Source organism: Microbacterium jejuense (assembly GCF_039544225.1).
Taxonomy (GTDB): Bacteria; Actinomycetota; Actinomycetes; order Actinomycetales; family Microbacteriaceae; genus Microbacterium; species Microbacterium jejuense.
On the sequence record NZ_BAABLG010000009.1, the window covers coordinates 24,475 to 43,514 of the forward strand.

General features: G+C 71.3%; 20 protein-coding genes. 10 read left to right on the top strand and 10 right to left on the bottom strand.

Features of this window, described 5'->3' with window-relative positions:
• The first annotated feature begins 87 nt into the window (after positions 1-87).
• Positions 88-2,412, top strand: coding sequence for an exo-beta-d-1,3/1,6-glucosidase (locus tag ABEA46_RS15930; protein ID WP_345545818.1), 2,325 nt, complete (start codon positions 88-90; stop codon positions 2,410-2,412).
• Positions 2,413-2,512: 100 nt separating this feature from the next.
• Here ABEA46_RS15930 and ABEA46_RS15935 read toward each other — a convergent pair whose 3' ends face one another.
• Together ABEA46_RS15935 and ABEA46_RS15940 are read right to left on the bottom strand one after the other, a co-directional pair.
• A complete protein-coding gene (locus tag ABEA46_RS15935; protein ID WP_345545819.1) occupies positions 2,513-3,424 on the bottom strand; it encodes a DUF3027 domain-containing protein in 912 nt (303 codons plus the stop codon).
• Positions 3,408-3,791, bottom strand: coding sequence for a cold-shock protein (locus ABEA46_RS15940; RefSeq protein ID WP_191172373.1), 384 nt, complete (start codon positions 3,789-3,791; stop codon positions 3,408-3,410). The genes ABEA46_RS15935 and ABEA46_RS15940 overlap by 17 nt, the downstream gene beginning before the upstream one ends.
• Before the next feature lie 187 nt (positions 3,792-3,978).
• Between ABEA46_RS15940 and ABEA46_RS15945 the strand changes: the two genes are divergently transcribed.
• From ABEA46_RS15945 to ABEA46_RS15955, 3 genes are read left to right on the top strand one after another with little or no spacing between them, the layout of a single operon-like run.
• On the top strand, positions 3,979-4,242 hold the full coding sequence (locus tag ABEA46_RS15945; RefSeq protein ID WP_345545823.1) for a multidrug ABC transporter ATPase: 264 nt from the start codon (positions 3,979-3,981) through the stop codon (positions 4,240-4,242).
• A 3-nt stretch (positions 4,243-4,245) separates the two neighbouring features.
• A complete protein-coding gene (locus ABEA46_RS15950; RefSeq protein WP_345545825.1) occupies positions 4,246-5,970 on the top strand; it encodes a helicase-associated domain-containing protein in 1,725 nt (574 codons plus the stop codon).
• A 51-nt stretch (positions 5,971-6,021) separates the two neighbouring features.
• The gene (locus ABEA46_RS15955; RefSeq protein WP_345545826.1) at positions 6,022-7,680 is read left to right on the top strand and encodes a DNA repair helicase XPB; all 1,659 of its coding nucleotides are present in this window, start codon (positions 6,022-6,024) and stop codon (positions 7,678-7,680) included.
• 29 nt (positions 7,681-7,709) lie between these two features.
• Here ABEA46_RS15955 and ABEA46_RS15960 read toward each other — a convergent pair whose 3' ends face one another.
• Positions 7,710-8,162 (bottom strand): Clp protease N-terminal domain-containing protein, encoded by a 453-nt coding sequence (locus ABEA46_RS15960; protein WP_345545827.1) that lies wholly within the window; start codon positions 8,160-8,162, stop codon positions 7,710-7,712.
• Positions 8,155-8,370, bottom strand: coding sequence for a helix-turn-helix domain-containing protein (locus ABEA46_RS15965; protein WP_345545829.1), 216 nt, complete (start codon positions 8,368-8,370; stop codon positions 8,155-8,157). Before ABEA46_RS15965 ends, ABEA46_RS15960 begins: the two co-directional genes overlap by 8 nt.
• 101 nt (positions 8,371-8,471) lie before the next feature.
• Between ABEA46_RS15965 and ABEA46_RS15970 the strand changes: the two genes are divergently transcribed.
• Positions 8,472-8,837, top strand: a complete 366-nt coding sequence (locus ABEA46_RS15970; RefSeq protein WP_345545830.1) for a VOC family protein — start codon at positions 8,472-8,474, stop codon at positions 8,835-8,837.
• A 49-nt stretch (positions 8,838-8,886) separates the two neighbouring features.
• On the opposite strand, the gene ABEA46_RS15975 is transcribed toward ABEA46_RS15970, so the two are convergent.
• Complete coding sequence (locus ABEA46_RS15975) at positions 8,887-9,303, bottom strand: hypothetical protein (RefSeq protein WP_345545832.1); 417 nt, start codon at positions 9,301-9,303, stop codon at positions 8,887-8,889.
• Positions 9,304-9,364: 61 nt separating this feature from the next.
• Here ABEA46_RS15975 and ABEA46_RS15980 point away from each other — a divergent pair, with 61 nt between their 5' ends.
• A complete protein-coding gene (locus ABEA46_RS15980; RefSeq protein ID WP_345545834.1) occupies positions 9,365-9,913 on the top strand; it encodes a TetR/AcrR family transcriptional regulator in 549 nt (182 codons plus the stop codon).
• Positions 9,914-9,945: 32 nt separating this feature from the next.
• Here ABEA46_RS15980 and ABEA46_RS15985 read toward each other — a convergent pair whose 3' ends face one another.
• From ABEA46_RS15985 to folE, 4 genes are all read right to left on the bottom strand, one after another.
• Positions 9,946-10,653, bottom strand: coding sequence for a pyrimidine reductase family protein (locus ABEA46_RS15985; RefSeq protein WP_345545836.1), 708 nt, complete (start codon positions 10,651-10,653; stop codon positions 9,946-9,948).
• A 1-nt stretch (position 10,654) separates the two neighbouring features.
• Complete coding sequence (gene folP, locus ABEA46_RS15990; protein WP_345546112.1) at positions 10,655-11,470, bottom strand: dihydropteroate synthase; 816 nt, start codon at positions 11,468-11,470, stop codon at positions 10,655-10,657.
• Positions 11,471-11,553: 83 nt separating this feature from the next.
• Entirely contained in the window at positions 11,554-12,774 is a 1,221-nt protein-coding gene (locus ABEA46_RS15995) for an NAD(P)/FAD-dependent oxidoreductase (protein WP_345545837.1), read from the bottom strand.
• A 28-nt stretch (positions 12,775-12,802) separates the two neighbouring features.
• A complete protein-coding gene (gene folE, locus ABEA46_RS16000) occupies positions 12,803-13,399 on the bottom strand; it encodes a GTP cyclohydrolase I (protein WP_345545838.1) in 597 nt (198 codons plus the stop codon).
• Between the two features lie 118 nt (positions 13,400-13,517).
• On the opposite strand from folE, the gene ABEA46_RS16005 reads away from it, so the two are divergent.
• From ABEA46_RS16005 to ABEA46_RS16020, 4 genes are all read left to right on the top strand, one after another.
• Positions 13,518-14,204 (top strand): helix-turn-helix transcriptional regulator, encoded by a 687-nt coding sequence (locus ABEA46_RS16005; RefSeq protein ID WP_345545840.1) that lies wholly within the window; start codon positions 13,518-13,520, stop codon positions 14,202-14,204.
• Between the two features lie 64 nt (positions 14,205-14,268).
• Positions 14,269-14,961, top strand: a complete 693-nt coding sequence (locus tag ABEA46_RS16010; protein WP_018172550.1) for a response regulator transcription factor — start codon at positions 14,269-14,271, stop codon at positions 14,959-14,961.
• 154 nt (positions 14,962-15,115) lie between these two features.
• Positions 15,116-16,753, top strand: coding sequence for a sensor histidine kinase (locus ABEA46_RS16015; protein WP_345545844.1), 1,638 nt, complete (start codon positions 15,116-15,118; stop codon positions 16,751-16,753).
• A 155-nt stretch (positions 16,754-16,908) separates the two neighbouring features.
• Entirely contained in the window at positions 16,909-17,196 is a 288-nt protein-coding gene (locus ABEA46_RS16020) for a WXG100 family type VII secretion target (RefSeq protein WP_345545846.1), read from the top strand.
• A 74-nt stretch (positions 17,197-17,270) separates the two neighbouring features.
• Here the strand turns inward: ABEA46_RS16020 and groL are convergent, their stop codons facing one another.
• Positions 17,271-18,890: a chaperonin GroEL gene (gene groL / locus ABEA46_RS16025; RefSeq protein ID WP_345545848.1), complete on the bottom strand. Its 1,620-nt coding sequence runs from the start codon at positions 18,888-18,890 to the stop codon at positions 17,271-17,273.
• Between the last annotated feature and the right edge of the window lie 150 nt (positions 18,891-19,040).

The following is a 19,040-nucleotide window of genomic DNA, read 5'->3' on the forward strand; positions in this document are numbered from 1 at the left end:
CATCCGCCCGTCGCCGTCCGCGACCCGCACGCCACCATCGCCGCACACCGCGACACCATCGCCCCGGCGATCGCTAGGAGAGACCCCGTGACCCTCACCGCCGCAGAGACCCTGCCTTACCAGGACTCGAGCCTTCCCATCCCGACACGCGTCGCCGATCTCGTCGCGCGCATGACGGCGGAGGAGAAGGTCGGCCAGATGCTGCAGCTCGATGCCCGCGAAGACCTCGTCGACATCGTCCACGCCAAGCACGCGGGCTCGATCCTGCACACCTCGCCGGAGCGGCTCGAAGAAGCCCACCGGCTGACCGCGCAGACACGGCTGGGCATACCGCTGCTGGTCGGCGAGGACTGCATCCACGGGCATTCCTTCTGGGAGGGTGCGACGATCTTCCCGACGCAGCTCGGCATGGCCGGGTCGTGGGACGCGGGCCTCGTGGAGCGCGCGGCGCGCGCCACCGCCATCGAGGTCGCCGCCACCGGCATCCACTGGACCTTCTCTCCGGTGCTGTGCATCAGCCGCGACCTGCGCTGGGGCCGCGTCGACGAGACGTTCGGCGAGGATCCGCACCTCATCGGCGAGCTCGCCTCTGCGATGGTGCGCGGGTACCAGGGCGACGGGCTCGACGACAAGCGCGCGATCCTGGCGACCGCCAAGCACTTCGCCGGATACTCCGAGACCCAGGGCGGACGCGACGCCAGCGAGGCCGACATCTCGCAGCGCAAGCTGCGCTCGTGGTTCCTGCCGCCGTTCGAGCGCGTCGCGAAGGAGGGATGCCGCACCTTCATGCTCGGGTACCAGAGCACCGACGGCGTGCCGATCACGCTGAACGAGTGGCTGCTCACCGACGTGCTGCGCGGCGAGTGGGGTTACACCGGCACCCTCATCACCGACTGGGACAACGTCGGACGCATGGTGTGGGAGCAGCGTGTCCAGCCCGACTACACGCACGCCGCTGCCGCCGCGGTCAAGGCCGGCAACGACATGATCATGACGACCCCGCGCTTCTACGAGGGCGCCCTCGACGCGATCGAGCGCGGCATGCTCGACGAGGGCGAACTGGACGCCGCGGTCGCCCGCATCCTGACCCTCAAGTTCGAACTCGGCCTGTTCGAGGACCCGCGTCACCCCGACCGCGTGCGCATCGCCGCCGAGATCGCGACCGCCGAGCACCACGCCCTCAACCTCGACCTCACGAGGCGCTCCCTGGTGCTGCTGCACAACGACGGCCTGCTGCCGCTGGACGGCGGATTCACGGCGGATGCCGGCGGCCGGGCGTTCCCGGGCGTCGCCGGCGCGCGTCGCGTGGCGGTCATCGGCCCCCTCGCCGACGACGCCCAGACGCAGCTCGGCGACTGGGCCGGCGGCTCGGGTCAGGCCGGATGGCTCGACGGCCAGCCGCGCGACATGATCACCACGGTGCTCGATGGGTTCCGCTCGTTCGCACCGGCCGACTGGACGATCACCCACGCCCGCGGCGCCGACGTGCTGACCCTCGAAGAGGACCCCGCGGGCGCCTTCTTCCCCGACGGGCAGCCGCGTCCGCAGATCGTCGTGCCCTCGGCACCGGACGAGGCGCTGATCGCCGAGGCCGTGGCCGCCGCGCAGGCCGCCGATGTCGCGGTCGTCGTCGTGGGCGACGTCATCGAGCTTGTCGGCGAGGGACGCTCGACCGCCACCCTCGACCTGATCGGCGGCCAGATCGCGCTGATCGACGCCCTCGCCGAGGCGGGGACGCCGTTCGTGATCGTGCTGATGGCCTCGAAGCCGCTCGTGCTCCCCGCGTCGGCCCAGCGCGCCGCGGCTGTCGTGTGGGCCGCCTCGCCGGGCATGGAGGGCGGCCGCGCCATCGCCGAGCTCGCCCTCGGGCTCATCGAGCCGGCCGGACGCCTGCCGCTCTCGTTCGCCCGCCACGTCGGCCAGCTGCCGATCTACTACAACCAGATCCGCGGCCAGCACGGGGACCGCTACGCCGACCTGACCCAGGCGCCCGCGTGGGCCTTCGGCGAGGGCCTGTCGTACACGACGGTCGAGTACGACAGGCTGCGCATCGTCGACACGGAGCTCGCGCCCGACGACACCGTGCGCGCCACGATCGAGCTGCGCAACACGGGCACCCGCCCGGCGCACGAGATCGTGCAGGTGTATGTGCGCGACACCGTCACGTCCGTCAGCTGGGCCGACAAGGAGCTCAAGGCCTTCCGCCACGTCGACGTCGAGCCCGGCCAGATCGTCACCGTCGAGCTGTCGGTCCCGGTCACGGACTGCACGATCGTGGATGCCGCCGGCCGGCGCATCGTAGAACCCGGCGAGTTCGAGCTGCTCGTCGGTCCGTCCTCACGCGACGACGCGCTGCGCAGCGCCGGATTCCGCGTGACCGCGCCGGACCTGAAGGCATCCCCCCGGTCCTGACGGCACGGCGAAAGGGCGGTCCTCCACGCGCTGCGGGCGCGGAGGACCGCCCTTTTCGGCAGTCTGTGACCGGGTTCCGGTCGAAGGTGCGGCTCGGCCTTCAGCGGCGCGAGTCGTCCTCGTCGTCGTCGGATTCGTCCTCGTCGTCGGAATCGTCCTCGTCGTCGGAATCGTCCTCGTCGTCCGACTCATCGTCGTCGTCCGAGTCATCGTCGTCGTCCGAGTCGTCCTCGTCGTCCGAGTCGTCCTCGTCGTCCGAGTCGTCCTCGTCGTCGGAGTCGTCCTCGTCGTCCGAGTCGTCCTCGTCCGCAGCGTCGGCGGACGCGTCGAGCACGTCGATGTCGACACCGTCGACGTCGCCGGCGTGAAGGATGGGCGAACCGTCGTCGTCGAAGTCCGCGGCGTCGAGGTCGTCGACGTCGTCGAGGTCCTCGGCATCCTCGTCCTCACCCTCGTCGTCGGCATGCGCGGCCTCGGCGAGTGCCGCCTGGGCGGCGTGGTACTCGGCCAGACGCACGGCCCACGGCACCCAGTCCGGGGCGAGCAGCGCACCGTCGCCGGGGAGCAGCTCGACCTCGAGCACGGTGGGCTCGGAGCCCTCGACGCGGGCGAGGCTCACGGTCCAGAACCATCCCGGGTAGCCCGGAAGCCGGTTCGCGAACCGCAGCGACACGACGCCGTCCGGTTCGACCCGGTAGTCGGCGGGCTCGCCGATCGACGCTTCGGCGGTGATCTCACGGAGCGCGGCCAGAGCGAGGTCGTGCGCCTCGAAGAGCGACGGGTCGGGCTCCACCACGACGACCTCGGCGGATTCCTCGACCTCGACCTCGACCTCGGCGTCGCTCTCGACCGCGTCTTCGACGAGGTCCACGAGCAGCGCGTCGAGCACGCCGGCCTCGACCTCGACCACGTCGATGTCTACCTCGACGACCTCGGTCGCCTCGGCGGGCGCTTCCGCCACGACGGAGTCATCGGGCACGGGAGCGTCGATCGGATCAGGCGTCGAGCTCATCGGCCACCTTGCGCAGAACCGCCGCGACCTTGCTCGCGTGCGCACCGCTGGGGTAGCGGCCGCGACGCAGGTCGCCGCCGATGCCGTCGAGCAGCTTGACGAGGTCCTCGATGATGATCGCCATGTCGTCCGCGGGCTTGCGCGAGCGCTTCGCGAGACTCACCGGGGCGTCGAGCACGCGCACCGACAGCGCCTGCGGGCCGCGCTTGCCGTCGGCGACGCCGAACTCGAGCCGCGTCCCCGTCTTGGGCGCGGGCGTACCGGCAGGCAGGGCGGTGGCGTGCAGGAAGACGTCCTGGCCGTCGTCCGTGGAGATGAAGCCGAACCCCTTCTCCTCGTCGTAGAACCTGACCTTGCCGGTGGGCATCGAGAACCTCGCTGAATCGGGCGCCGCGCGGCGTACCGCGGGCGAAACAGTGCATGACGAAAGCGGAGGAAGGTGTTCCCCCACCCCCACAGCCTAGTCGTACGGGGTGCGCACGGCACCGCCGCGACCCCGAGATCGCGGCGCCGGAGGGGCGGAAGCGTCGACGCCGACGGGTAGGCTGGAGAGGATGAGCACGAAACCCTCCGGCGACGTCCCCGTCCGCCGCATCGACCGCATCCTGGCCTTCATGTCGCTCGGTCTGCTTGCGCTCTCGATCCTGTGCTTCTTCGCGATCATGATCGCCTCCTCCGCGGGCGCCAAGATGGACACCGGCATCTGGCCCGTGGTGGGCGTGCTGGTCTACTTCGCACCGATCGTCGCCTTCGCGATGCTGCTCGCCGTGCTCATCATGAGCTTCGTGCGGAGGGCACGGGCGAACCGAGGGGGCTGACGCGTGGGCTCCGACGCGCGCACGCTCGCGACGCGGCTCGCCGAACAGGACGACGCCGCGCTCGCTGAGACGCTCGCGGCCCGGAGCATCTCGCCCCACGCCGCCTGGCATGACTTCTTCGATGCCGCCGAGAGCCTGCTCGATCCCGCGCAGCTCGATCGCGCGCTGACCCGCCTCGATCGCGCCGAGCTGATCGGGCTCGCCGCCGGTTCGGCGGTCCCGGGCGGCGAGGCCGCGCTGCTGGCACTGACCGACCAGGACGACGCGCCGTACGACGCGGTGGCGGACCGGATCGCGGCGGTGGCGGCATCCCGCCCCGACGCGTTCGTCGCGACGGCCGCGCCCGCCGAACCACTCGCCGCAGAGCCGCATGCGGCGGCCGCCGCAGCCGAGCGCGCCTTCACCACCGCCGGCTCGCTCGCCGACGTGCTGCTGGCCTGCCTGCACACGCCGCTCGGCCGCACCGGTGCCGGTGCGGTGAGCGCGGTGGACCGCCGCAGGCTCATGGATGCCGGCGCCATCGCCGCCCCCGACGACCTCGAGGATCTGCTGGGCTCGGCGGCCGACGCGGGTCTCGCCGTCGCCCGCGAGCGCGAGTGGGTGGTGACCACGGCAGGCGAGTCATGGCTGCAGACCACGACGCCTCAGCGCTGGGAGACCGTCGCCGAGGGTCTGCGCGCCGGCCTGCCCCGCGGCATCCGCACCCCCGACGGCGGGTTCGCGGCGCCCGCGACCTGGCCGGATGCCTACCCTCTCGACGACGACTGGCCCGAGCGCGCTCAGCGCCTGCGGCGCATCGGCACGCGCTGGGGCCTGTTCGACCCCGACGAGTCCTCCCCTGCCGAGTTCGCGTGGACGACAGTGCTGCGCACCGGCGGACGAGCGGATGCCGCCACGATGGCGCCGTTCCTGCCGGCCGAGATCGACCGCGTCTACCTGCAGGCCGACCTCACCGCGATCGCACCCGGCCCCCTCGCCCCTGCGCTCGACCTGCGCCTGCGCTCCCTCGCCCTGCGCGAATCGCGCGCGCAGGCCTCGACGTACCGCTTCACCGCCGAGTCGCTCGGCGCGGGCATGGGCGAGGGCGAGACCGCCGCGTCGATGCGGGAGTTCCTCGCGCAGCTGTCGCTGACCGGCATCCCCCAGCCGCTCGAATACCTCATCCAGAGCACCGCGTCCCGCCACGGGCTGGTGCGCGTGCGCGCCGACGACACGACAGGTCGCACCCGCGTCGACAGCGCCGACGAGGACCTGCTCGACACGATGGCCGTCGACCAGGCGCTGCGCCCGCTCGGGCTCGTCGGCGACGGCGGTGGGCTGTCGTCACGGGTCGCGCGCGACGCCGTGTACTGGACCCTCGCCGACGCCCGGTACCCGGTCATCGCGCTCGACGCGGCCGGGAACCCCGAACCCATCCACCGCCGTGCCGCCGCGACGTCGTCCGAGCCCGGCGCGACCCCCGCGCAGGCCTACGAGCGCCTGCTCGCGACGCTGCGCCGCAGCCACACCGCCGGCGGCGAGGCCGGCTGGCTCGAGCGCGAACTGGAGCAGGCGGTGCGCGCCCGCGCCGAGATCGTTGTGGTCGTGCGCATGCCCGACGGCACCGAGCGCGCGCTGACACTGGAGGCGTCGGGTCTCGGCGGCGGACGCCTGCGCGGCCGCGACCGCGCCGCCGACATCGAGCGCACGCTCCCGGTGTCGAGCATCGTGAGCGTCCGCGCGGCGTGAACGCCGGGCACGCGGATCCGGTCTCGGCGCACGCCGGTAGACTCGTACGTTATGGCTGACGGACCCCTCATCGTCCAGAGCGACCGCACGGTGCTGCTCGAAGTCGCGCATCCCGATGCCGAGAGTGCGCGCCACGAGCTCGCCATCTTCGCCGAGCTGGAGCGCGCCCCCGAGCACATCCACACGTATCGCATCACGCGGCTGGGGCTGTGGAACGCCCGCGCGGCCGGCCACGACGCCCCGGACATGCTCGCGACGCTCGACCGGTGGTCGCGCTTCCCGGTGCCGCCGTCGGTCTCGATCGACATCGCCGAGACTGTCGGCCGCTACGGCCGCCTCGTCATCGAGCGCACCCCGGTCGCCGAGGACGGCACGGGCGGCGAGCTGATCCTGCGGTCGACGGATGCCGCGGTGCTGGCGGAGGTGTCGAAGAACAAGCGCATCCAGCCGCTGCTGATCGGCCGTCCCTCCCCCGACGCCTTCGTCGTCGACGCGTGGGCGCGCGGCCAGATCAAGCAGGAGCTGCTCAAGATCGGCTGGCCTGCCGAAGACCTCGCGGGTTACACGCCCGGCACCCCGCATCCCATCGACCTCGAAGAGGACGGCTGGACGCTGCGGCCGTACCAGCGCCACGCGGTGGACATCTTCACCGACGGCGGCTCGGGCGTCGTGGTGCTGCCCTGTGGCGCCGGCAAGACGCTGGTCGGCGCGGCCGCGATGGCCGAGACCAAGACCACGACGCTCATCCTCGTGACGAACACCGTCAGCGCCCGGCAGTGGCGCGACGAGCTGCTCAAGCGCACGTCGCTCACTCCTGAAGAGATCGGCGAGTACTCAGGCCAGAGCAAAGAGATCAAGCCCGTCACGATCGCGACGTACCAGATCCTCACCGCGAAGCGGAAGGGCCAGTACGCCCACCTCGCGCTGCTCGACGCGCTCGACTGGGGCCTCATCGTGTACGACGAAGTACACCTGCTGCCCGCGCCGGTGTTCAAGCTGACCGCCGACCTGCAGGCGCGCCGCCGCCTCGGGCTCACCGCGACGCTCGTGCGCGAGGACGGCCGCGAGGGCGACGTCTTCAGCCTCATCGGGCCCAAGAGGTTCGATGCGCCGTGGAAGGAGATCGAGGCCCAAGGGTTCATCTCTCCGGCGGTCTGCTACGAGGTGCGGGTCGACCTGCCCGCGTACGACCGCCTGGAGTATGCCGCGGCCGCCGACGACGAGCGCTACCGCCTCGCCGCCACCGCGCCGGCGAAGATCGGCGTCGTCAAGCAGCTGGTCGAGCGCCACGAGGGTGAGCGGATCCTCATCATCGGCCAGTATCTCGACCAGATCGACGTGCTGTCCGAGGCGCTGAACGCCCCGAAGATCACCGGGCAGACCCCGGTCGACGAGCGCGAGCAGCTGTACCAGGCGTTCCGCGTCGGCGAGATCTCGGTGCTCGTGGTGTCGAAGGTCGCGAACTTCTCGATCGATCTGCCCGAGGCATCCGTCGCCATCCAGGTGTCGGGCTCGTTCGGATCCCGCCAGGAGGAGGCGCAGCGTCTCGGCCGCCTGCTGCGCCCGAAGCAGTCGAACCACACCGCGAGCTTCTACACGCTCATCGCCCGCGACACCGTGGACCAGGACTTCGCGCAGAACCGCCAGCGGTTCCTCGCCGAGCAGGGGTACGCCTACACGATCCTCGACGCCCACTCCCTGGCGGCGTAGCCGTCGGGGAGGGGATGCCGCCCCCGGCGTCAGAGTCGGGCGCGCAGCTCGTCGGGCGTGACCTCGAGGGCCTCGATGAGGGCCGCCGCGGGGTCGGGCGCGTCGCGATCGAGCAGGGCGAGCATCATGTGCCGCGTCGTGATGGTGCGGGACTTCTCGCCGGCCGCCTTCGCCAGCGACTGCTGGAGAACTGCCTTCGCCCCGGACGTCAGCGCGACGCGCGACGACGCGGCCGCGTTCACAGGGGTCGCCCCGAACTCGCCGAGGTCCAGTCCGATCGCGGCCAGCGCGGTCTGATCGAGCCGGTCGGCGGCCGCGCGCGCGGACGCGGCGTCGACGCCGACACGGGCGGCCAGTGCGTCGTCCTCCAGCACCGCGATCAGCAGGTGCTCGGAGCCGACCCGCCGGTCGCCGCGGCGACGGGCCTCGTAGGTCGCGTCCTCGACGGCCGTTCGGGCCGTTCGTGCGAATCTCTCAAACACCGCTGTCTCTCTTTCCGTACTTCGCGTGGACCGACTGACGCGTGACGCCGAGGGCGTCGCCGATCTGCTCCCAGGACCACCCGGCCTTGCGCGCCTCGGCGACGTGCACGGCCTCGACCCGCTCGGCGAGCCGGTGCAGAGCGCCGACCGCACGAAGGCCCGTCGCGGGGTCGGTCGTTCGGAGGTGCTCCGGATCGAATGAGGTCATGTTGTCAGTTTGAACTGACAGACGAGGTTTGTCAACTCAAACTGACACGGCTGCGGCGACCACCCCTGGCCGGTGTCGGAGGCAGCCGGTAGACCTGACTCATGCCCCAGAACAACCGGATCGACCTCGTCGAGCTCCCCGCAGCCGATGCCGCCGCACTGTCGGCGGCCCGCACGTTCTACGAGTCGGCCTTCGGGTGGACCTTCACGGCGTACGGCGACGCCTACGCCGACACCGCGGACAGCGGCGTCACCCTGGGCCTCAACGGCTCCGCCGACCCGACGCAGCAGCGCGCGGCGCTCACCGTGCTCTTCGTCGACGACCTCGAAGCCACGAAGGAGCGCGTGATCGCGGCGGGTGCCGCCATCCGGCACGACATCTACCCCTTCCCGGGCGGCCGGCGATTCCACTTCGTCGACCCCGCGGGCAATGAGATCGCGGCCTGGTCGCACGATCCCGCGCAGTGACGACGAGTGGATGCCGCGACCTCCCCACGGGGGCGGGTCGCGGCATCCCTCACTCGGCGATGGTCGCGACGATGCACACCGCGAGAGATCCGAAGAACACCACCGGCGCGAACAGCGCGTGGAATGTGACGCGCCACCCCAGCCGCCCCTTCAGCGCGACCCGCACGGCGCGCCAGTAGTCGCGCGCACCCGGCTCCGACTCGCCGGTGACGACTCGGGCGCGGCGGACCATCATGGCGTCTCCGAAGCCGATGAAGACGAGGAGGATCGCGAAGCCGGCCCACGCCCACACGACGGCGCCGGTCGCCACGAACGCTGTCCACGGCACGAGGAACCCGACCATCATGATCGCGTGCGTCAGCACGAGGCCGGCATCGCGCCCTCGCGCGTGCCGCACCCACGACACCAGGAGCGACGCCCCCACCGCCGCCTGGATCACCCAGGCGAGGATCACCGCGTATCCCATGGCGCACACCATACTACGTTCGTAGTGCCGTGTCACTATGAACGTAGTGTAGGGTCGGGCCATGGCAGCCACCCGCGACCGAGCGCTCGCCGCCGCTGTCACCCTCGTCGGCGAGCAGGGCGTCCGCGCATTGACGCATGCCCGCGTCGACACGCAGGCCGGGCTGCCGAAAGGCTCCACCTCGAACTGGTTCCGTACCCGCGACGCCCTCGTCGCGGGAGTGCTGGTGTGGATCGCCGAGCAGGAGCGCGCAGACCTCCTCGCAGCGATGGGACCCGCGCAGACAGCCGGCGACGTCGTCGACGCGCTGACCGGCCTGCTCTCCGACGCGACCGGGCCGCACGCCGCGCGTACGCGGGCCCGCTACGCGCTCTTCCTCGAGACCGCCGCTTCGCCCGACGTCGGCCCCTCCGTGCGGGCGCAGCGCTCGCTGTTCGAGGACTGGACGAGGGAACAGCTCGTGCGGCTCGGCGCGCCAGAACCGGACGCCGGAGCCCGCGCGCTCCTGGCGATGAGCGCCGGGATCATCGTGAACCGCCTGACCGTCGCGCCCGACGCGCCGATCCGCCCCACCGTCGAGCTCGCGGTGCGGGCTGCGCTGATCCCCTGACGCGACGGGGCCGAGCGCGACGTCTGCGTGGCTCAGCCCGCGGCGTAGCGGAGGAAAGCGAAGCCCTCGTCGTCGGTGACGACGCCGGCGAGTGCGAAGCGTCGGTCGCCCTCGGCCACGCCCTGCACGATGCGGCCCGCCTCTCCGCCGACGAACCGTGGGGCGATGGTGACGCACACCTCGTCCACCAGTCCCCCGGCGAGGAGCGCGCCGAACAGGTGCGGGCCGCCCTCGCACAGTACCTGCGTCCAGCCGCGCCGGGCGAACGCGTCGAGCATCATGCCGAGGTCGACCGTGTCGGTGCCGCACGCCATCACGGTGGCCACCGGCTCGAAGACGGCGCCGCGAGCGTTGGCGGCGGCATCCGTCGTCACCACGACCGGGCGCCGCATGGCCTCGGCGAAGACCGGATCACCCGGGTCGAGGTGAAGCTGGCCGCTCACGACCGCGAGCGCCGGCTGGTCCTCCATCCCCCGGGAACGGCGCCACTCGACGTCGTCGGCGCTGACCCGCACGCCGCCGTAACCCTCGGCGCGCACGGTGCCGGCACCGACGAGCACCACGTCGGCCATCGCCCGCAGCACCTGCATGAGCGCGCGGTCGGTGGGGCCGCCCAGCGCGCCGCTGCGGCCGCCGAGGGTCCCCGCGCCGTCTGCGGACGACACGAAGTTCATGCGCACGCGCGAACCGTCGCGACCGTGCAGCGCGTAGGCGTCGAACAGCTCGGAGCGCGTGGGCATGTCAGTCGTTCCCCTCCGGACGGGTGTTGTGCAGCTCGTACACGGGATCGCGCCAGCCGAGGATCGCCTCGACCATGCGCATCGCGTCGACGGTCTCGCGCACATTGTGGGCGCGGACGATGCGCGCACCGTGCAGCGCGCAGTAGACGGCAGCCGCGAGGGACCCGGCCAGCCGGTCGCCGCGTTCCCGGTCGAGCGTCTCGCCCACGAAGTCCTTGTTCGACAGCGCGACCAGCAGCGGCGAGCCCAGGGCGACGAGCTCGTCGAGCCGCCGCGTGAGCTCGAGCGTCTGGCGCGTGTTCTTGTTGAGGTCGTGACCGGGATCGAGCACGATGCGCTCGGGCGGCACGCCGCGCTGCAGGGCGAGGTCGCGCCGCGATGCCAGGAACCCCGCGATATCGCCGATCACGTCGTCGTAGCGCGGGAGGGGATGCTGCGTCCGGGGCGCGGCGAGGCTGTGGGCGATCACGACCCCGGCCTCGCCCGCGGCGACGACGTCCGCCATCGCCGGATCGTGCAGCCCCGTCGTGTCGTTGATGATCGCGGCGCCCGCCTCGATCGCGGCAGCGGCGACCGCGGGATGGAAGGTGTCGACGCTCACCCGGGTGATCGGCGCGAGCTCGCGCACGACCGGCACAACGCGGGCGATCTCGTCCTCGACGCGCACCGGCGGGCCCGGTGCGAACTTCACTCCCCCGACATCGACGATCTCGGCGCCCGCCTCGACGGCCGCGACGCCCGCCGCCACCGCCGCGTCGAGCGCGAACGTCGCACCGCGATCGTAGAACGAGTCGGGCGTGCGGTTGACGATCGCCATCACGGCGATGTGCCGCGACAGGTCGAGCGCCCCGCCGGGTACTTCGAGCAGGCAGCCCTCGAGCGCGGTGCCGCTCAGCACCGTCACGGCACCAGCTCCGTGAGCGACACCGCGGGATCCCTCAGTCGGTCGGGGTCGATCCGCGCGCCCGAGCGGATCAGCGCCTGCACATCCTCGTTGACGTCCCACACATTGACGTTCATACCGGCCACCACCCGCCCGTCGTCGGTCCAGAACGCGATGAACTCGCGCGTCGCCAGGTCGCCGCGGACGACGAGCTCGGCGTCCGTCATCAGCGGCGCGTACCCGGACAGCTCCATCCCGAGGTCGTACTGGTCGGTGTAGAAGTACGGGATGTCGTCGAAGGATGCCGGCAGCCCGAGCATCGACCGCGCCGCGACCTTTCCCGCGTTCAGGGCGTTGGCCCAGTGCTCGCTGCGCAGGTGGCGCTGCAGCACAGGGTGGAACGCATTCGCGACGTCGCCGGCGGCGAACACGTCGGGTGCGCTCGTGCGCAGAGCGGCGTCGACCAGGATGCCGTTCTCGATCTCGAGCCCCGCGGCCTCGGCGAGCGCGGTGTTCGGCACCGCCCCGACCCCCACCAGCACCAGGTCGGCGGCGAGCGTCTCGCCGTCGACGACGACACCCTCGGCCCGTTCGTCCCCGATGATCCGGTCGACGCCGACCGAGGTGCGCAGGTCGACGCCGTGCTCCAGGTGCAGGCGTCGGAACACCTCGCCCATCTCGGGGCCCAGTGCCGCGGCCAGCGGCACCGCGTCGCGCTCGAGGATCGCGACCTCGTTGCCGAGCCCCCGCGCGGTGGCGGCGACCTCCATGCCGATCCAGCCGGCGCCGATCACCGCGAGCCGCGTGCCACCGTCCCGCAGACGTGCGGCGAGCGCGTCGGAGTCGTCGAGCCGGCGCAGCGTCATGACCCCGGGCAGGTCGTGGCCCGGGAGCGGGATCATCCGCGGGGTCGCCCCGGTGGCCAGCAGCACCGCGTCGTACGGCACGCGTTCGCCGTCTTCGAGGTGCACTGCGTGCGCCGCCGGGTCGAGCGACGTCGCGGCGACCCCTGTCACCAGGCGGATGCCATGCTCGGCGTACCAGTCCGCGGGGTGCAGGATGACGGCGTCGAGGCCCTCGCTGCCGCCGAGATACCCCTTCGACAACGGCGGCCGCTGATACGGCGCATGCGCCTCGCCCGCCACGACGGTGATGTCGCCGTCGAACCCCTCGTCACGCAGCGCCTCGGCGGCCGTGCCGCCGGCGAGTCCTCCGCCGATGATCAGCAGGTGGGTCATGACGACTCCTCTCTTCCGGCGACGGCGCTCAGGCCGTCGGTCCGGTGAAGCGGGCCCGCAGTTCGCGGTCCTGCGCGATCTCGCCGCGGAACGCAGTGGTGGTCGTGGTCGCGGACGCCGCCTGCACGCCCCGCACCGTCATGCACAGGTGTTCGGCCTCGATGACGACGCCGACGCCGCGGGGCGCGAGCGCATCGTCGAGCGTGCGGGCGATCTGCATCGTGAGCGCTTCCTGCACCTGGAGTCCGCGGGCGTGATGCGCGACGACGCGGGCGAGCTTGGACAGCCCGACGAGCCGCTCGCCGGGCAAGTACCCGACGACGGCCCTGCCGCGGAACGGCAGCAGGTGATGCCGGCAGAGCGACACGAAGGGGATGTCGCGCACGACGACCGGCTCGTCGTAGCCGTCCTCGTTGGCGAACGTCGTCATCTCGAACGGCTCGGGAGTGAGCATCTCGATGAACGCGTCGGCCACGCGCCGCGGCGTCTCGACGAGGTCGCCGGCGTCGGGATCGTGCCCCAGGGCCGCGAGCAGGTCGGCGACCGCCGTCATCGCGCGGTCCCGATCGAAGGGCGCCTCGTCGGGGAGAGCGTGCAGCGCGGTCGCCTGAGCGGTGGTCGACATGTCGTAGCTCCTTCGCGTGCCCGGGACGGCGGTCGTGCCTGCGGTGGACTCTGAGCCCGACGCTAGAACCGGCGATTTCTTTTGTCAAGGTTTTTGATTTTAGAGGTACACTCACCACGTGGGCACCTCATCGCCGCTCCCTCCGACACCGAACCGTGCCGGAGCCATCGCCGCGCTGGTCGACCCGCAACGCCGCGACCTCTACCGTCTGGCCACCGAGCGCGCCGTCAGCCGCGACGACGCCGCCGACACCCTCGGCATCCCTCGCAGCACGGCGGCGCTCAACCTCGACAGGCTCGTGGATGCCGGCCTGCTGACCGTCTCGTACGTCCGGCGCTCCGGGCGCACCGGCCCGGGCGCCGGGCGCCCCGCCAAGCTGTACCGCGCAACGGCGGCAGAGGTGGCGGCCACCATCCCGGAGCGCCACTACGAACTCGTGGGCGATCTGCTCGCCGCCGCGGCCGAGCAGGCGGATGAGACCGGCATGCCGGTCCGCGAGGCCCTCGCGGCCGAGGCGTTCGCCGCCGGCGCCGCGATCGGGGCCGGCGCCCAGAGCCTGGAAGACGCCCTCGCGGTGTGCGGATACGCGCCCCGGGACCCGCGGTCCGGGGGCGCGGCATCCACGGATCTCGTGCTGGAGAACTGCCCGTTCCACGCGCTCGCCGGCCGCCACACCGCCCTCATCTGCGGTGCGAATCTGGAGCTCGTACGGGGCCTCGCGGCCGCGACCGACGACGAGCGCACCCCGGTGCTCTCGCCCGCCGTCGGCCGCTGCTGCGTCGAGATCCGCACGTCGGCGCCCTGATCGATTTCTCAGGCGTGTCGCCGATATCCAGGCGCGGCATGGATTCCGCCGACATAATGGGCCCATGACCGCACCGCGCATCCTCGTCGTGGACGACGAACCGAACATCCGCGACCTGCTGATCACCAGCCTGCGATTCGCCGGGTTCCAGGTCCGGGCCGTCTCGAACGGCGCCCAGACGATCTCGGCGGTGCTCGAGGAGGAACCGGACCTCATCATCCTCGACGTGATGCTCCCCGACATGAACGGGTTCAGCGTCACCAAGCGGCTCCGCGGCGCCGGCTACACCGCGCCGATCCTGTTCCTCACCGCCAAGGACGAGACCGAGGACAAGATCACCGGCCTCAACGCGGGCGGCGACGACTACGTCACCAAGCCCTTCAGCCTGGACGAGATCGTGGCCCGCATCCAGGCCATCCTGCGTCGCACGATGCAGGCCGACGAGGAGTCGGTCATCCGCGCCGGCGAGCTCACGATGGACCAGGACACGCATGACGTGCAGGTCGGCGACGTCAGCATCGATCTGAGCCCGACGGAGTTCAAGCTCCTGCGCTACCTCATGCTCAACCCCAACCGCGTGCTGTCGAAGGCGCAGATCCTCGACCATGTGTGGGAGTACGACTTCAACGGCGACGCCGGCATCGTCGAGAGCTACATCTCGTACCTGCGCCGCAAGATCGATCCGCACTCGACCGAGCCGCTCATCCAGACCAAGCGCGGCTTCGGCTACATGCTCAAGGCCGGCAAGACCGCGTAGCCGGTCGTTCACGACGAGCAGGGGGACCGACCTGGCGCAGAAGCCTGACGCGATCACCCGGTGGTGGCGCGGAATCAGTCTTCGCGCGAAGGTCACCGGGGTCACTGTCGCGCTCCTGGGCATCGGGCTGATCGCCGCGGGCGTCGGCACGGCCGTGTTCCTGCGCAACTCGCTGATCGACGGCGTCGAGACGCAGCTGATCGCCCTGGGGCGCACCGAGGCCGGCGCGCCGCTCTTCGACTTCTCGCTCGTGGACGGCGGGCTCTCCGTGACGCCGAAAGAGAACCCGGTCTCGGTCGACTACTTCGTCGCGATCTACGATCCGGCGCGCGACGAAGACAATCTGCTCGCCCTCGGCGGCGGCCGCGCGGGCAATCCGCAGCCCGCCGTGCCGCAGACCCTGACGCTGACCGATGCGCAGACGTACGAGCTCGATCCGTTCGAGCTGTCGTCGGCCGACGGGGATGCGGCCTTCCTCGGGGTGAAGTCCAACCAGCAGTACCAGGACGGCGGCCTGTACTACCCCCAGCTCGTCGCGGTCCCGCTCGCGGGCGTCAACCGCACGATCGCGCAGTACCTCGGGATCTACTCGATCCTGGCGCTCGTGATCCTCATCGCGGGGGCGTTCGCCACCCGGTTCCTGGTGACGCTGACCTTCCGCAGCCTCGGGCAGGTCGAGTCCACGGCCGACGCCATCGCGGCAGGGGACCTCACGCAGCGCATGACCGACATCGAGCCCAAGACGACCGAGGTCGGACGCCTCAAGACCGCGATCAACGCGATGCTCGACCGCGTCGACGGCGCCCTCTCGCAGCGCGATGCGACGGTCAGGCAGATGCGCCGATTCATCGGCGACGCGAGCCACGAGCTGCGTACGCCGCTGGTCACGGTGCGCGGCTACGCCGAGCTGTACCGCATGGGCGCCGTGCGCGGCGACGAAGAGGTCGCACAGTCGATGGAGCGCATCGAGAAGGAGGCGATCCGCATGGGCGTGCTGGTCGAGGACCTCCTCGCCCTCGCGCGCCTGGACGAGCGCCGCGACGTCGTGATCGTGCCGGTCGACCTGCGCCCGGTCGCGAGGGATGCCGCACTCGACGTCCGCGCGGCCGCGCCGATGCGTCCGATCACGGTGCTCGACACGACGCTCATCGACCCCGAGCCGGCGCGCGAGACCGCGGCGACGACGACCCCCGAGGGCAAACCCCGCGGCACGCCGCCGTCGGCCATCTCCCGCGCCGGCGCGACGCTGTCGATGCTGCGCCGCCGGCCCAAGCCGCTCCCGGCGACAGCCGGCAACGACACCGGCGATCTGCCGCCCCTCGTCCCCGAACCCGAACCCGTCGCTCCGGTCGGAGCGCTCGTCCCGGTCGTACTGGGCGACGAGAACCGCATCCGCCAGGTCGTGACGAACCTGCTGGGCAACGCCCGCCGCTACTCCGCCGAGGACTCCCCCATCGACCTGCGGGTCGGCGTGGACGCCGGCAGCCGCATGGGATGGATCGAGATCGCCGACCACGGCGAGGGCGTGCCCGACCAGATCAAGGAGAAGATCTTCCAGCGGTTCTGGCGCGCCGACACGTCGCGCACCCGCGAGACGGGCGGTTCGGGCCTGGGCCTGTCGATCGTCGCGTCGATCGTCGAGGCGCTGCACGGCACCGTCGAGGTCATCGACACCCCCGGTGGTGGCGCCACCTTCCGCGTGTCGTTCCCGCTGGCAGACGCCCGCGAGGCCGCTGACCACGCGTCGATCCCGACGCAGCCGCTGCAGCGACCCACCGATCTCCCCCGCTGACGTCAGCCTCCTCCCCAGCCGGAGACGGCTGGCGTGTTGTGCACAGAAGCGGCCGATGGCGACGGATGCCGCCTCCCCGCCCGGTGTCGACGCCTAGCGTGGCGGGCACAGCGGGTGCGGCATCCGGTCCCCCGCCCTCACAGTCAGGAGTTCCCATGGCCGTCTTCGCCGTCGACAGCGATTCGATCCTCACCTCGACCACCGCGGTGCGCGGCACCATCGACCGGCTGCAGGCCGAGTCGAACGCGATGCTCGCGCAGCTGACGCAGCTGCAATCGTCGTGGACGGGATCGGCGTCGGCCGCATTCGCGGGCGTCGTCGAGCAGTGGCGCGGCACGCAGCGGCAGGTCGAGGAGTCGCTCGCGAGCATCAACGCGGCGCTCGCGGCGGCAGGTCGCCAGTACGCCGACACCGAGCTCGCGACGACGAGCCTGTTCCGCTGACCCCCCCCCCCCCCCCCCCCGGAGACGACGAAGGCCCCTCCGTGAGGAGGGGCCTTCGTTTCATGCGGGTGGGCTCAGAAGTCCATGCCACCGGTCGGGTCGCCGGCCGGAGCCGCGATCTTCTCGGGCTTGTCGGCGACGACGGCCTCGGTCGTGAGGAACAGGCCGGCGATCGACGCGGCGTTCTGCAGCGCCGAACGGGTCACCTTGGCGGGGTCGATGATGCCCTGGGCGAACATGTCGCCGTACTCGCCGGTGGCGGCGTTCAGACCGCTGCCGCTCGGGAGCTCCGACACCTTGTTCGCGACGACGCCCGGCTCCAGGCCGGCGTTGAGGGCGATCTGCTTGAGCGGGGCCTCGATCGCGACGCGCACGATGTTGGCACCGGTCGCCTCGTCACCCGACAGCTCGAGGGCGTCGAGCGCCTTCTTGCCGGACTGGATGAGCGCGACGCCACCGCCGGGGACGATGCCCTCCTCGACGGCCGCCTTCGCGTTGCGCACGGCGTCCTCGATGCGGTGCTTGCGCTCCTTGAGCTCGACCTCGGTGGCCGCGCCCGCCTTGATGACGGCGACGCCGCCGGCGAGCTTGGCGAGGCGCTCCTGGAGCTTCTCGCGGTCGTAGTCGCTGTCGGTGTTGTCGATCTCGCGGCGGATCTGGGTCACGCGACCCTCGATCTGCGCAGCGTCGCCGGCACCCTCGACGATCGTGGTCTCGTCCTTGGTGACGATGACCTTGCGCGCACGGCCGAGCAGGTCGAGGGTGGCGTTCTCGAGCTTGAGACCGACCTCCTCGGTGATGACCTGGCCGCCCGTGAGGATCGCGATGTCCTGCAGCTGCGCCTTGCGACGGTCGCCGAAGCCGGGGGCCTTGACGGCGACCGACTTGAAGATGCCGCGGATCTTGTTGAGCACGAGCGTCGCGAGAGCCTCGCCCTCGACGTCCTCGGCGATGATGACGAGCTCCTTGCCGTCCTGGATCACCTTGTCGACGACGGGCAGAAGGTCCTTGATGTTCGAGATCTTCTGGTTCGCGATGAGGATGTACGGGTCCTCGAAGACAGCCTCCTGGCGGTCCGGGTCCGTGACGAAGTAGGGGTTGATGTAGCCCTTGTCGAAGCGCATGCCCTCGGTGAGCTCGAGCTCGGTGCCGAAGGTCTGCGACTCCTCGACGGTGACGACGCCCTCCTTGCCCACCTTGTCGATGGCCTCGGCGATGAGCTGGCCGATCTCGGGGTCGGCGGCCGAGATCGACGCGGTGGCGGCGATCTCCTCCTTGGACTCGACCTCCTTGGCGGACTCGAGCAGCTCGGCGGTGATGGCCGCGACGGCCTTCTCGATGCCCTTCTTGAGCGAGATGGGGTCGGCGCCGGCCGCGACGTTGCGCAGGCCCTCGCGCACGAGCGCCTGGGCGAGGACGGTCGCGGTGGTGGTGCCGTCACCGGCGACGTCGTCGGTCTTCTTGGCGACCTCCTTGACGAGCTCCGCACCGATCTTCTCGTACGGGTCGTCCAGCTCGATCTCCTTGGCGATCGAGACACCGTCGTTCGTGATCGTGGGGGCGCCCCACTTCTTCTCGAGCACGACGTTGCGACCGCGCGGGCCGAGCGTCACCTTGACGGCGTCGGCCAGGGTGTTCAGGCCGCGCTCGAGGCCACGACGGGCCTCCTCGTCGAAAGCGATGATCTTTGCCATGTGTGTGTCGTCCCTCCGGAACGTTGGCTGGGGGTGTTAGCACTCAACTTACGCGAGTGCTAAATCATTCTGGCACTCGACCCTATCGAGTGCAAGCCGTGGGGAAGGACGCCGAAACGCACGGAAACGGGATGCCGCAGCATCCCGTTC